This is a genomic window from Streptomyces sp. NPDC052036 (assembly GCF_040680495.1).
In the GTDB taxonomy this organism is placed as follows: Bacteria; Actinomycetota; Actinomycetes; order Streptomycetales; family Streptomycetaceae; genus Streptomyces.
On sequence record NZ_JBFAWW010000015.1, the window covers coordinates 25,803 to 39,456 of the forward strand.

Annotated in this window: 12 protein-coding genes and 1 pseudogene; 8 read left to right on the forward strand and 5 right to left on the reverse strand. The window is 72.4% G+C overall.

All coding sequences use genetic code 11. The features are described 5' to 3' along the window. Positions 1–78: 78 nt before the first annotated feature. A complete protein-coding gene (locus AB0L95_RS21370; RefSeq protein ID WP_365163485.1) occupies positions 79–1,335 on the forward strand; it encodes a sensor histidine kinase in 1,257 nt (418 codons plus the stop codon). Continuing rightward, complete coding sequence (locus AB0L95_RS21375; protein ID WP_365163486.1) at positions 1,332–1,997, forward strand: response regulator transcription factor; 666 nt, start codon at positions 1,332–1,334, stop codon at positions 1,995–1,997. Before AB0L95_RS21370 ends, AB0L95_RS21375 begins: the two co-directional genes overlap by 4 nt. Here AB0L95_RS21375 and AB0L95_RS21380 read toward each other — a convergent pair. Next, complete coding sequence (locus tag AB0L95_RS21380) at positions 1,958–2,269, reverse strand: DUF6332 family protein (protein ID WP_365163487.1); 312 nt, start codon at positions 2,267–2,269, stop codon at positions 1,958–1,960. The two genes, AB0L95_RS21375 and AB0L95_RS21380, sit on opposite strands and share 40 nt — an antisense overlap. A 72-nt stretch (positions 2,270–2,341) precedes the next feature. Further along, positions 2,342–3,844, reverse strand: a complete 1,503-nt coding sequence (locus AB0L95_RS21385) for an MFS transporter (protein ID WP_365163488.1) — start codon at positions 3,842–3,844, stop codon at positions 2,342–2,344. 86 nt (positions 3,845–3,930) lie between these two features. Here AB0L95_RS21385 and AB0L95_RS21390 point away from each other — a divergent pair, with 86 nt between their 5' ends. Further along, entirely contained in the window at positions 3,931–4,326 is a 396-nt protein-coding gene (locus AB0L95_RS21390; RefSeq protein WP_365163489.1) for a MarR family transcriptional regulator, read from the forward strand. Positions 4,327–4,622: 296 nt separating this feature from the next. Continuing rightward, positions 4,623–5,354, forward strand: a complete 732-nt coding sequence (locus AB0L95_RS21395) for a CBS domain-containing protein (protein WP_365163490.1) — start codon at positions 4,623–4,625, stop codon at positions 5,352–5,354. A 91-nt stretch (positions 5,355–5,445) separates the two neighbouring features. On the opposite strand, the gene AB0L95_RS21400 is transcribed toward AB0L95_RS21395, so the two are convergent. Next, positions 5,446–7,281: a glycoside hydrolase family 15 protein gene (locus tag AB0L95_RS21400; RefSeq protein WP_365163491.1), complete on the reverse strand. Its 1,836-nt coding sequence runs from the start codon at positions 7,279–7,281 to the stop codon at positions 5,446–5,448. A gap of 192 nt (positions 7,282–7,473) precedes the next feature. Then, positions 7,474–8,253: a DeoR/GlpR family DNA-binding transcription regulator gene (locus AB0L95_RS21405; protein WP_365163492.1), complete on the reverse strand. Its 780-nt coding sequence runs from the start codon at positions 8,251–8,253 to the stop codon at positions 7,474–7,476. Between the two features lie 139 nt (positions 8,254–8,392). Between AB0L95_RS21405 and AB0L95_RS21410 the strand changes: the two are divergent. Together AB0L95_RS21410 and AB0L95_RS21415 are read left to right on the forward strand one after the other, a co-directional pair. Beyond that, positions 8,393–9,271 (forward strand): annotated as a pseudogene (locus AB0L95_RS21410) (sugar isomerase); the annotation flags it as partial. A 186-nt stretch (positions 9,272–9,457) separates the two neighbouring features. Further along, positions 9,458–10,348, forward strand: coding sequence for a ketose-bisphosphate aldolase (locus AB0L95_RS21415; RefSeq protein ID WP_365163493.1), 891 nt, complete (start codon positions 9,458–9,460; stop codon positions 10,346–10,348). A 46-nt stretch (positions 10,349–10,394) separates the two neighbouring features. Here AB0L95_RS21415 and AB0L95_RS21420 read toward each other — a convergent pair whose 3' ends face one another. Further along, positions 10,395–11,528, reverse strand: a complete 1,134-nt coding sequence (locus AB0L95_RS21420; RefSeq protein WP_365163737.1) for a methyltransferase — start codon at positions 11,526–11,528, stop codon at positions 10,395–10,397. Positions 11,529–11,682: 154 nt separating this feature from the next. Here AB0L95_RS21420 and AB0L95_RS21425 point away from each other — a divergent pair, with 154 nt between their 5' ends. After that, positions 11,683–12,372 (forward strand): alpha-ketoglutarate-dependent dioxygenase AlkB, encoded by a 690-nt coding sequence (locus AB0L95_RS21425; RefSeq protein WP_365163495.1) that lies wholly within the window; start codon positions 11,683–11,685, stop codon positions 12,370–12,372. After that, entirely contained in the window at positions 12,369–13,613 is a 1,245-nt protein-coding gene (locus AB0L95_RS21430) for an ROK family protein (RefSeq protein WP_365163496.1), read from the forward strand. The genes AB0L95_RS21425 and AB0L95_RS21430 overlap by 4 nt, the downstream gene beginning before the upstream one ends. Positions 13,614–13,654: the final 41 nt, after the last annotated feature.

Sequence of the window (13,654 nt, forward strand, 5' to 3'; positions counted from 1 at the left end):
CGTACTCCCCGGGGAGTACGGCTGATCACCTCGACCGGCTGACGCCGCCCGCGCCCGGCTGCGTCTAGCGTGAACGTCATGGAGGAGCAGACCGCAGCGGGGCCACGGCGACGCCCCGGACCGCCACGGCGGTCCGGGCCGCCGTGGCGGAGCCGTCGGGACGACGAGGCCCGCGGCTCCCGTCTGCCCTGGCGCTCCACCCTGCTGCTCACCGTCCTGGTGGTCGTCGGTACGCATGCCGCGGCGCTCGACGGGCAGCACGGCCGCGCGCACCTGGATGTCTTCGCCTATGCGCTGCTGCTGGTGGCCGCGGGGGCGCTGCTGTGGCGTCAGCGGCATCCCGTACCCGTCGTGTTCGTGACATCCGTGGCCGCGACCGTGTATCTGGGCGCCGGATACCCCTACGGCCCGGTGTTCCTCACTGTCGCCGTCGGCGGTTTCGGCGCGCTCGTCGCCGGGCGCCGCACGGCGGCGTGGACGGCCGTCGGGGTGTTCTGGGCGGGGCACGTTCTTGTGGCGCACTGGCTGTACCGCCGGCTGCCGCCCTCCGGAGATTCGGCCACCTCCTGGGGGCAGGAACTGGTCGTCGCCGCCTGGGTGGTGGCGTTCGTGGCGGTCGCGGAGCTGGTGCGCGTCCGGCGCGAGCAGTGGGCGCGCGAGCGGGCCGAGCGGGCGCAGGCCGCGCGCCGGCGCGCCGACGAGGAGCGGCTGCGCATCGCCCGTGAACTCCACGACGTCCTCGCCCACAGCATCTCCGTGATCAACGTCCAGGCGGGGGTCGGTCTCGCGCTGCTGGACTCGGACCCGGAGCAGGCGCGCACGGCGCTCACTACGATCAAGGCCGCCAGCAAGGAGGCGCTGGGGGAGGTGCGCCAGGTGCTCGACACGCTCCGCACGCCTGGTGACGCGCCCCGCGCGCCCGCGCCCGGGCTCGGGCGGCTGCCGGAGCTGGTCGAACAGGCCGCGAGCGCCGGACTGGCGGTCACCGTCGAGGGCACGGCGCCCCGGCTCGCCCCCGCCGCCGATCTCGCCGCCTTCCGCATCGTCCAGGAGGCGCTCACCAATGTCGTACGACACTCGGGATCGCGGCACGCGCGCGTGCGCGTCGAGAGCGGGGCGGGGGCGCTCCGCCTCCGTGTCGACGACGACGGTCCCGCGACCGGCGCCGACGCGGGCGGCAGCGGCAACGGGCTCGCCGGGATGCGGGAGCGGGCCGCCGCCCTCGGCGGCACGATCGAGGCGGGCGCGCGGGCCGACGGCGGCTTCCGGGTGCTCGCCGTGCTGCCGCTGAGCGCGTCGGCCGAGGAGTCCGTCGAGCGCCGGGAGGGCCGATGATCCGTGTACTGCTCGCCGACGACCAGTCGTTGGTCAGGGCCGGGTTCAGGGCGCTGCTGGACGCCCAGCCGGACATCGAGGTGGCGGGAGAGGCGGCCGACGGCGAGGAGGCACTGCGCAGGGTCCGCGAACTACGGCCCGACGTCGTGTTGATGGACATCCGTATGCCGCGGGTCGACGGGCTCGCGGCGACCCGCGGGATCACCGAAGACGCGGATCTGCAGACGGTGAAGGTGGTGATGCTCACCACCTTCGAACTCGACGAGTACGTGTTCGAGGCGATCCGTTCCGGTGCCTCCGGCTTCCTGGTCAAGGACACCGAGCCCGAGGAACTGCTGCGCGCCGTCCGCGCCGTGGTCGAGGGTAACGCTCTGCTCTCGCCGGGTGTGACGAGGCGGCTGATCGCCGAGTTCGCCGCCCGTTCCAAACAGCCCGCGGCCATGGCCTCGCTCTCCGCGCTCACCGAGCGGGAACGGGAGGTGATGGCCCTGGTCGGGATCGGTCTGTCCAACGACGAGATCGCCCGACGGCTGGTCGTCAGCCCGCTCACGGCGAAGACCCACGTCAGCCGCACCATGGTCAAACTGGGCGCCCGTGACCGGGCGCAACTGGTGGTCCTGGCCTACGAGTCGGGGCTGGTGCGACCCGGCTGGCTGGGCTGACCCCCGGCGCCGCGCCCAAAACGCACCAGCACGATGACGACCCGAGCGGCGAAGAGCACCACGGCCCCGACGGCCCCCGAGACGAGCAGTGCGCGCCGCGCGCCGCCCGTCAGGTCGAACGCGAACACCGGTCCCGCCACGGCACCGAACAGCAGGGCCGCCGCGAACGCGGCGGTGCCCAGTGCGTAGCCGATCTCGACCGTGATCGCGTCCCGCTCGGCCTGGGTGCGCCGTCGCCGGCCGCCAGGTGAACGTCCCCCGTGATTCTCCATACGCCGAGTCAAACAGGTGTGCGCCCGGCGGAGCAAGGAAGCCCCGCCGGGCGCACCTGGGGAGGCGTCCCCCTAGTCGCGGACCGCCACGCGCTCCGCGTCCGCCTCCTGCGCAAGGGTCCCGACCTCCTGTGGAAGGGACCCGGCGACCACCAGGGACCGCTGCGACCGGCGGGTGCGCAGTCCCGTCAGGGTCACGAGCAGGCCCGCGAGGGCGATGCCGGTGACCACGATCAGTCCGGGGCGGTAGCTGTCGAGCACGCCCTGCGGCGTGGGGTGCGCGGGCGTATGCGCGGTCACCACCGCCGTCACCACGGCCAGGAAGACGGCGCCGCCCACCTGGACAGAGGTGTTCAGCAGACCGGAGACCATGCCCTGCTCGTGGTCGTCGACACCGTTGGTGGCCTGGATGTTGAGCGAGGGGAAGACCAGCGCGCAGGCCGCGCCGATGAGCAGCATGCTCGGCAGGATGACGGCCGCGTACACCGGGTCGAGGCCGACCCGCAGGAACAGCGCATAGCCGACGACCATGAGCGCGAAGCCGACCGCGATCAGCCGCTGGGTACCGAAGCGGTCGACGATCGCGCCGACCTTCGTCGACGAGACGGCCACCAGGGCCCCGGCGGGCAGGAAGGCGAGGGCCGTGTGCAGCGCCGACCAGCCGAGCAGCGACTGCATGTACAGCGTGACCAGGAACTGGAAGCCGACGTACGACCCGAAGAAGGCCATCGCCCCGAGCTGTGCGCGGATCTGGGTGCCGGAGCGCAGCACGCCCGGCCGGACCAGCGGGCCGGCCGAGCGCCGCTCGACGGCGACGAACGCGGTCAGGAGCACGGCGACGGCGAGGAAGGACAGCAGCGTCCGGGCGGACGCCCAGCCGGCCTGCGGTGCCTGGACGACGGTGAAGACGAGCAGCAGCATCGACGCGGTGCCGATGACGGCGCCGGGGATGTCGTAGCCGTTGTGGTCCTTCTCCCGTTCGCTGCGGGGCAGCAGCTTGAGGCCCGCGAGCAGGGCGATCAGTGCGATCGGCGCGGGCAGCAGCATGGTCAGGCGCCAGCTGGCCTCGGTGAGCAGACCCGAGAGCACCAGGCCCATGGAGAAGCCGGTGGCGGCGCAGGTGGTGTAGATCGACAGGGCGCGGTTGCGCAGCGGGCCCTCGGCGAAGGTCGTGGTGATGATGGACAGTCCGGCCGGTGCCGTGAACGCGGCGCTCAGGCCCTTGATGAAGCGGCTGGCGATCAGCAGCGGACCCGAGTCGACGAGCCCGCCCAGCAGTGAGGCCACCGCGAAGATGCCCAGGGCCACCAGGAACACCTGGCGCCTGCCGAGCAGGTCCGCGGTGCGTCCGCCGAGGAGGAGCAGTCCGCCGTAGCCGAGGATGTAGCCGCTGACGACCCACTGCAGGGTCGATGTCGTCAGGTGGAGATCGGAACCGATGGACGGCAGGGCGACGCCGACCATCGACACGTCCAGGGCGTCCAGGAACATCGCGGCGCAGAGCACCAGCAGGGTGCCCCACAGCCGCGGGGTCCAGCGTCCCTCGGACGCGGTGTTGGGGAGCGGAGAGGTCATACCCCAGAGACTTACATGCGCATGCATTGGATGCAAGCGCATTTAATTCGGATGCAACAAAGCGGGTTCTTTGCTACGGTGCGGCCATGGCGGCGGTGAACAAGGTCGAGCGGGCGCTCGTGGACCAGTGGCGCGACATCCTGGCGCTGCACGCACACACCCAGTGCGAACTCGACCGTGCCCTCCACCCGCACGGCCTGTGCGCCAGTGACTTCGAGGTGCTCGACCTGCTGTCCGAGCGCACCGCCCCGGAAGAGTCGGGTGCCTACCGTGTGCAGGAGATCTCCGAGCGGGTCCATCTGAGCCAGAGCGCGCTGTCGCGGCTCGTCGCCCGTCTGGAGAAGGACGGACTGGTCGAGCGGGCCATGTGCGCCGAGGACCGACGCGGCGTGCGCGTGGCCCTCACCGCCAAGGGAAGCGACCTGTATCGCGAGGTGCTGCCGATCCACCGAGCGGTGCTGGCGAAGATGCTGGCGGGCTGAGGCCCCGGTCGCTCAGCCGTACGCTCCACGCGGAGTCGCGGTGTCCGTCGCCCGCACCCGCGGCACCCGAGGCTCGATATCAGGGCCGAACGGCCCCCGGCCCACCCCCGGCCAGCCCATGGAATCGCCCCCGGAACCGCTGGATGCTCGAAGAGCAGAAGCGAGGGACGTGTCGAGAGGCTGGGGGAGGATCGAGAGGCACGGGGCACCGTGCTCGACGCCCGCGTGCGTACGTCTGCTGCCGCGCGGGCCCCAGGACCCACTGTCTGCGCCCACTCCGTCGAGGAGGGAAGGGCATGAAGCACAACAAGGTCGGCTCGGTGATGAGCACGGATGTCATCCGCGCCGAATACCGCACTCCGTTCAAGGAGGTCGCGCGGCTCCTCGCGGACCGCCACATCAGCGGGCTGCCCGTGGTGGACGACGACGACAAGGTCATCGGCGTCATCTCCGAAACGGACCTGGTGGCCAGGCAGTCGGAAGCCCTCGACGCGGACGAACCCAGGCGCCGCTTCCGGTTCGCCCCGCTGACGCCCAGGGCGCGCAGACAGGTCGCCAAGTCCAGGGCCTTCACCGCCGGCCAGCTCATGACCGTACCGCCCGTCACCGTGCACGCCGAGGAGACCATCGCCGAGGCCGCGCGGACCATGGCGCAGCGGCATGTGGAACGGCTCCCTGTGCTGGACGAGGAGGACCGGCTCGTCGGCATCGTCACGCGCCGGGACCTGCTCCAGGTCTTTCTGCGGTCCGACGCGGAGATCCGCCGCGAAGTGATCGAGGAAGTGCTGATCCGCACCCTGCGACTGGCACCCCGGAGCATCGATGTCTTCGTGGTCGAAGGCGTGGTCACACTCACCGGCCGGCTGGTGCGCAAGACCGAGACGGGGGTCGCCGTCTCCATGACCAAGCAGATCGACGGAGTGGTCGCGGTGATCGACCAGCTCACGTATCGCTTCGACGACTCCCGCCTGCCCCGCCACGAGCGATCGTCGCACGGCGCCGCCGGCGACGGGCTGCGCGATCCCTGAGCGGGCGCGTCGTCCCTCTTCCGGCCGGGCGGGGCCAAGACTCCCGGCTGGGCGGGGCGAAGGCGCCGGGCCGGGTGGGGCAAAGGCACTTTCAGCCCAAGGCCCGGTCCAGGTTGAACGCCGCGCTGATCAGCGCGAAGTGTGTGAACGCCTGCGGGAAGTTGCCCTGTTGCTCACCGGTGCGGCTGATCTCCTCGGCGTACAGGCCCAGATGGTTGGCGTAGGTCAGCATCTTCTCGAAAGCGAGCCGTGCCTCGTCGAGACGGCCGGCCCGCACCAGCGCCTCGACGTACCAGAACGAGCAGATGGAGAACGTGCCCTCGTCGCCGCGCAAGCCGTCCGGGGCCGCCTGCGGGTCGTAGCGGTAGACCAGCGAGTCGGACACCAGGTCCTGGGTGAGGGCGTCCAGGGTGGACAGCCACTTGGGATCGGTGGGTGCCACGAACTTGGCCAGCGGCATCATCAGCAGCGCCGCGTCGAGCACGTCGCCGTCCTCATACTGGACGAAGGCCCGGCGCTCGGCGGACCAGCCGTGGTCCATGATCCGCCGGTAGATCGCGTCCCGGCACCGCCGCCAGCGGAGCAGGTCGGCGGGTAGGCCCCGGCGGTTGGCGAGCCGGATGGCCCGCTCGATCGCCACCCAGCACATCAGCCGCGAGTACAGGAAGTTCCTGCGGCCGCCACGGGTCTCCCAGATGCCCTCGTCGGGCTGGTCCCAATGGTCACGGACCCAGTCGACCAGGGCGCAGACCTGGTCCCACTGGTCGCTGGAGATGGGCTGCGCCCACTTGTCGTAGAGGTAGATGGAGTCGATGAGGGCGCCGTAGATGTCGAGCTGGAGCTGGGTGGCTGCGGCGTTGCCGACCCGCACCGGCGCGGAGCCCTGGTGACCCTCCAGATGGTCGAGTTCCCGCTCGGGCAGATCGGTGCGGCCGTCGATCCCGTACATGATCTGCAGCGGGCCGGACGGTCCGCCGTCCCCCGGGATGATGTGCCGGGTCACAAAGCTCATGAACGCCTCGGCCTCGCCGCTGAAGCCCAGCCGCAGCAGGGCGTAGACGCAGAACGCCGCGTCCCGCACCCAGACATAGCGGTAATCCCAGTTGCGCTCGCCGCCGAGCTGCTCGGGCAGGCTGGTGGTCGGGGCAGCGACGATCGCGCCGGTCGGAGCGTAGGTGAGCAGCTTCAGGGTGAGGGCGGAGCGGTGCACCATCTCCCGCCACCGGCCGCGGTAGCGCGAGGCGGCCAGCCAGCGCCGCCAGTACGTCACCGTGGTGGCGAACTGCCTCTCCGCCTCCGTGCGTGCGCACATGCGCGGAGGCATCGAGTCGGCGAGCTGGTCCAGCGCGAACACCGCCGACTCACCCTCGGCCAGCTTGAAGTCCGCCCATACATCCGAGTGATCGCCCTCCAGGGGCATGGTGGCGGTCAGGGCCAGTGTCAGGTCCGCGGACTCGAAGACCGCCACGTCGCCGAGCAGACGGAGGGTGTGCGGCTGCGCGCCGTACCCGAAGCGTGGGGCGATCCGGGCCCGGAACGGGATGGAACCACGTACACACAGCACCCGCCGGATCAGTCGGTGGCGGTCGGCCTCGACGCATCCCTCGCCGATGGGCATGAAGTCCTGTACTTCGCCGACCCCGTCCTCGGTGAAGAACCGCGTGATCAGCACGTTGGTGTCGGGGAAGTAGAACTGCTTGGTACGGGCCGGAACGGTCGCCGTCAGCTCGAAGGAGCCGCCCTCGTCGGCGTCCAGGATCGACGCGAACACGCTCGGGCGGTCGAAGGCCGGGCAGCAGTACCAGTCGATGGTGCCGTTGGTCCCCACCAGGGCCACGGTGCGAAGGTCACCGATGAGCCCGTGGTCGGCGATCGACAGGTATCGGGAGCCTCCGGACACAAATGCATCGCACGGCGTTTCGGCCATCACAGCCTCCCTGAGCACCCGGCACGCCCCACCGCAGGTCCCAGCTTAGGCGCGGGCGGGGACGGGAGCACGGGGAACGGGGTGGGCGGTGTGAGTGGGACACGGCCGACCGCATCGGGGACGTGCGAAAGCCGCGACCAGCCCAGCCGGGGACGTGCGTCGGACCGCGATCACCCCGGTCGGGGACGTGCGTCAGACCGCGATCACCCGCACGCCCGATTCCTCGAACCGCCGCACCAGGTCCGGCCCGGCCGCCGAATCCGTGACCAGCGTGTCCATTGACTCCACCCCGCAGATCCACGCGAACGCGCGCTGCCCCAGCTTGCTGGAGTCCGCCGCGACGATCACACGCTCGGCGCGCTCGCACAGCAGACGGTTGATGGCGGCCTCCGCCTCGTCGTGCGCCGCCGCGCCATGGGTGACATCGACGGCCACCACGCCGAGCACGGCCACATCCAGGGTGACCCGGCCGAGCACCCCGTCCGCGAGCGGGCCGATCAGCTCGTACGACTGCGGGCGCGCGACCCCGCCCGTCACCACGATCTTGAATTGCGGTCGCACGGCGAGCTCATTGGCGATGTTCAGTGCGTTGGTGACCACGGTCAGCGCGGGGGAGCCCGTCGCCAGATCGCCGCGCACCGCCAGAGCGCGCGCCACCTCCGTCGTCGTCGTGCCGCCGGTCAGGCCCACCGCCTCCCCGGGGGCGATCAGATCCGCCACCGCCTTGGCGATGCGTTGCTTCTCGGAGGCGTGGCGGGCCGTCTTGTAGCGCAGCGGCAGCTCGTAGGAGACGCCGTGCACCACGGCGCCGCCCCGCGTACGCACCAGCATCTGCTGCTCCGCGAGCTGGTCGAAGTCGCGGCGGATGGTCGCGGCCGACACCCGCAGCTCGGCCGCCGCCTCCTCGACATCAAGCCGTCCCCGCTCGACGAGCAGTTCCAGCAGCGCCTTCCAGCGGGCGTCCCGCGACATCCGCGTGTCTCCGTTCCCCGGCCTGGGTTCCTCGGCCGATGCGGCGACCTTAACGCACCCCACCTCGCTCCGAATGCTTGATTCTGCTTGAAAATCGCTTATATCTTGCAGGAAAGCGCACAGCGGGGAGGGTGGGAGCATGACCCATGTCGAGGACGAGCTGAGCAGTCAGCCCGAGTGCTGGAGCCGCGCCGCCAAGGAGGCGGCGGACCACACACGGGCCCTTCCGGCGGCGGGGGAGCGGGTCGCGATCGTCGGATGCGGTACCTCGTGGTTCATGGCGCAGTCCGCCGCCGCGCTGCGTGAGCGGTCCGGACAGGGCGAGACGGACGCGTTCGCCGCCTCCGAGTTCCCCTACGGGCGCCCGTACGACCGGGTCGTCGCCCTCACCCGGTCCGGTACGACCACCGAGGTCCTGGAACTCCTCGGCCGGCTGCGCGGGCGGACCCGGACCACCGCGATCACCGCCGACCCCCGCACACCCGTGATGGACCGAGCCGACGACGTGGTCGTGCTCGGCTACGCCGACGAGCGGTCCGTCGTCCAGACCCGCTTCGCCACCACCGCGCTCACCCTGCTGCGGGCCCACCTCGGCCTGCACACGGACGCCGTGGTCGCCGACGCCCGTACCGCAGTGGAGACCCCGCTGCCCGCGGGCCTCGCCGACTGCACACAGTTCACCTTCCTGGGCCGCGGCTGGACGGTCGGGCTCGCCAATGAGGCCGGCCTCAAGATGCGTGAGGCCGCGCGGGCGTGGACGGAGGCCTATCCGGCGATGGAGTACCGGCACGGCCCCATCAGCATCACCACGCACGGCACCGCCACCTGGATGCTCGGCGAGGCGCCCGAGGGGCTCGCCCGGCAGGTGCGGGACACGGGCGGGCTGTGGGTTGCCGGTGCACTCGACCCGCTCGCCGAACTCGTACGCGTCCAGCGGCTCGCGGTCGCCGTCGCCGCCGCCCGGGGTCTCGACCCCGACCGGCCGCGCCATCTGACTCGCTCGGTCATCCTCACTCCGAGCGCGGATCCAGGCCACGGCGGAAACCCGACCGCGAACCCGGGCGCGAGCCCGACCCCGAGCGCGGGCGCGAGCCCTGGCCCGAGCGCGGGCGCGAGCCCCGGCCCGAGCGCGGGCGCGAGCCCCGGCCCGAACCACGGCGGGAGCTCCGACCCCGCCCCGCGTACCCGTTGAGCGGGAGGACCCATGCCTCTCGCAGCCACCGGCGACCTGATCGCCGCTGCCGCCGCCGCGCGCCATGCCGTCCCCGCGTTCAACGTCATCACCCTCGAACACGTCGAGGCCGTCATCGCGGGCGCGGAACACGCGGGCGCCCCGGTGGTGCTCCAGGTCAGCGAGAACGCGGTCAAGTACCGCTACGGACGTCTGCTTCCCCTCGCCCGGGCCGCCGCCGAGGCCGCCGCGCGCGCCGCCGTGCCCGTCGCCCTCCACCTCGACCACATCCACAGCGACGGCCTGCTCCGGCAGGCGCCCGGCGCCGGGTTCAGCTCCGTGATGTACGACGCGGCCCGGCTGCCGTACGAGGAGAACCTCGCCGCCACCCGCGCCGCCGCCGACTGGGCGCACACTCAAGGGCTGTGGATCGAGGCCGAGTTGGGGCAGGTCGGCGGCAAGAAGGGCGAGCCGCCGCCCGACCCGCACGCCCCCGGCGCCCGGACCGATCCCCGGGAGGCCGCCGCCTTCGTGGCCGGCTCCGGCGTCGACGCCCTCGCCGTCGCCGTCGGCAGCACCCACGCGATGACCACGCGCACGGCCGCGCTCGACCACGCTCTGCTCAAGCGGCTGAGTGCCGCGCTCGACGTACCCCTCGTCCTGCACGGCTCCTCCGGACTGCCGGACGGAGAGCTGACGGCGGCCGTCGCGGGCGGCATCGCGAAGGTCAACATAGGGACCGCGCTGAACGTCGCGATGACCGGTGCGATCAGGGAGTTCCTCGCCGCGCATCCCGAGGCGGCCGACTCACGGGGCTATCTGGGCGTAGGGCGGGAGGCGATGGTCCGGACCGTGGCCCGACTGATCACCGTACTCCGGGACGATGCCGCGCCCGCGCCCTCACCCGCGCCCGAGACCCCCTAGCCCCGCGCGGTGGATCCCCCTCGGCGCGGGCCGCGGAGATCCACCGCTACCCCTTCTTCACGGCCCTCAGGACCACGAACTTCGCATCGCTCGCGACCACTTCACTGTTGCCGAACAGACGGCGCAGCTTCACGTGGTAGCCCAGATGGCGGTTGCCGATCACCCACAGCTCGCCACCCGGCCGCAGTGCGCGCCGCGCCCCGGCGAACATCCGCCAGGCCGTGGCGTCCGTCGTCGCCTGATGGGTGTGGAACGGCGGGTTGTTGAGGACGAGGTCCACGCTCCCGGCCGGCAGCCCGGACAGGCCGTCCCCCACCCGGAACTCGGCCTTCCCCTCCGCGTTGTCCCGGTACGTCGCCTCCGCCGAGGCCACCGCCTGGTACGACTCGTCGACGAACAGAACCTCGGAGCCGGGCGCGTCCAGCGCGGCCGCCAGACCGACCACCCCGTTGCCGCAGCCGAGGTCCACGATGCGCTCGGCGACCCGGCCGCTCGGCAGATGCCCGAGGAAGAACCGGGTCCCGATGTCGAGGCGGTCCGCGCAGAAGACACCGGCGTGATTGGTGACGGTCCGGCCCGACAGCGAGCCGATGCCGTCGGGGAGTCGATACCGGTACGGCCACGGGTTGGCGCCCCGTTCGAGCGCCGGGTCGGGGGTACAGAAGATCAGCCGGGCCTTCTGCTCGGCGAGTGAGGTACGGGTCGGGCCGAGGATCCGCTCGAACAGCTTCAGGGTCGAGGTGTGGATCTCCTTGACCATCCCGGTGCCCACGACCACCGTGCCCTCGTGCACAGCGGGCGCCAGCCGGTGCAGCTGGTCCTCCAGCAGCGCGAGGCTCTTCGGGATCCGTACGAGCAGGACGTCGATCCGGGGCGGCGGGGCGTCCTGCGTGGTCAGGAGGCGTACGGCGGCCGGGGCGACGTCGTTGCGGGCAAGATTCGCCCGGGTCGCCTCGCGGGCCAGGAACGAGTCGCTGATCTGCGTCGGGCGGTGCGCCGCGAGCGCGGTGGTGAGCGCGCCCCACCGATCGCCGACGACCACGACCGTACCGTCGAGCGACGTACCGCTCGCCGCGAGGTGTCGCAGCAGATATGCGTCGGACGCGTCCCAGGCGCGCAACCGGTCGCGGGGATCCTCGGGGAAACGGGTCAGCGCGTACGCGCCCCAGGGCGTGCTCATACGGTCGTTCATCGTGCCTCCAGGCTAGCCGAGGCGCAGCTCAGCCCCTGTCTCCGGCCGTCGGCGAGGAACCCGGGGGACAGGGGTCGGCCGGGCCCGGGGCCCCGGGCTCGTACGGCTCCGCCCGTCCGGCCGGATACGTGATGATGGGGCCATGGACGCCGAGCTGTTCCCACGCGGCCGTGTGCGGATCGCACCCGGCGCCGTCCATGTGCCCGACTGGCTGGACGCGGACCGGCAGCGGCGACTGCTCGCCGCCTGCCGGGAGTGGGCCCGGCCGCCCGCCGGACTGCGGACCGTGCGCACCCCCGGCGGCGGCACCATGACCGCCCGCCAGGTGTGCCTCGGCCTGCACTGGTACCCGTACGGCTACGCCCGCACGGCCGTCGACGGCGACGGCGCCCCCGTCAAGCCGCTCCCGGACCGGCTCGCGACGCTGGCCCGCGAGGCGGTCGAGACCGCCCTCGGACCGGCGGCCGTCCCGTCGGAGCCCTACGACATCGCCCTGATCAACTACTACGACGCGGACGCCCATATGGGCATGCACCGCGACAGCGACGAGCAGTCCGCGGCCCCCGTGGTGTCGCTGAGTCTCGGCGACACCTGTGTCTTCCGCTTCGGCAACACCGAGACCAGGGCGCGCCCCTACACGGATGTGGAGCTGCGCAGCGGGGATCTGTTCGTCTTCGGCGGTCCCGCGCGGCTCGCGTACCACGGTGTGCCCCGGGTGTGTCCGCATACGGCGCCGCCCTCGCTCGGGCTGACAGGCCGGCTGAACATCACGCTGAGGGCCGGCGGCTTCCGGCCGGACCCGGAGCGGATCATGGGAGACTCGCCCTCATGACTGGCAAGGAGGCCCCCCGGACGGCAGGGGAAGCGAACACACGGACGCGGCTGGACCGGGGACGCGGTGCGCTCGGCCCCGCCCTGGAGCTGGTGCACACCGGACGTGCGCCGACGCGTGCCGTGCTCACCGCCGAACTGGGCGTCACCCGGGCCACCGCCGGAGCCGTGGCCGCCGAACTGGAAGCCCTGGGACTGATTCGGGTGGACGCGCATCCCGGCGCCGCCGCCGGTGCGCAGGGACGGCCCTCGCATCGGCTCGAGGTCGCCGAGGACGGGCCCGTGGCGCTCGCCGCCCAGGTGCACGCGGACGGTTTCCGGGCCGCGCTCGTCGGGCTGGGCGGCCGGATCGTCGCGACCGCGCCGGGCTGCGAGACCGTCGACGCCGACCCGGCGAAGGTGCTCGGCTCGGTGGTCGAGGCGGGCGCCGAGCTGCTGCGCGAGACCGGCCGGCGCTGTGTGGGCGCGGGGCTCGCCGTGCCGTCCGCGGTCGCCGAACCCGAGGGCCTCGCGCTCAACCCGCTGCATCTGGACTGGCCGGCGGGAGCGCCCGTGCGGGAGATCTTCGCCGAGCAGGTGCGCGCCGCGGGCATCCCCGGGCCCGCCTTCGCCGCCAACGACATCAACCTCGCCGCGCTCGCCGAGCACCGGCACGGCGCGGGCCGCGGCTCCCGGGACCTGCTGTGCGTGGCCACCGGTCACCGGGGCGTGGGCGGTGCGCTGGTGCTCGACGGGCGGCTGCACACCGGAAGTTCGGGGCTCGCGCTGGAGGTGGGACACCTGACAGTCAACCCCGAGGGCCGCCCCTGTCACTGTGGCAGCCGCGGCTGTCTGGACGTGGAGGCGGACCCGCTGGCCTTTCTGACGGCGGCCGGCCGCGACGCGGGCCCCGCGGTGTCACAGCTCCAACAGGCCAATGACCTCATCCGCGACGGCTATCCCGCCGACCCGGCCGTGCGCTCCGCGGTCGAGGTACTGATCGACCGGCTGGGACTCGGCCTCGCCGGGCTGGTGAACATCCTCAACCCGGACCGGATCATCCTCGGCGGACTGCACCGCAGCCTCTTCGACGCCGAACCCGAGCGGCTGCGCGCCGTCGTCGCCGACCGCAGTCTGTGGGGCCGCAGCGGTGGCGTCCCCATCCTCGCGTGCACGCTCGACCACAACAGCCTGGTGGGGGCGGCCGAACTGGCCTGGCAGCCGGTGCTCGACGACCCGCCGGTGGCGCTGGCCGAGGTCTAGGGCCAGTAGCGGAGTGGGCCCGGTCCCGGGCCCGTCCGTCC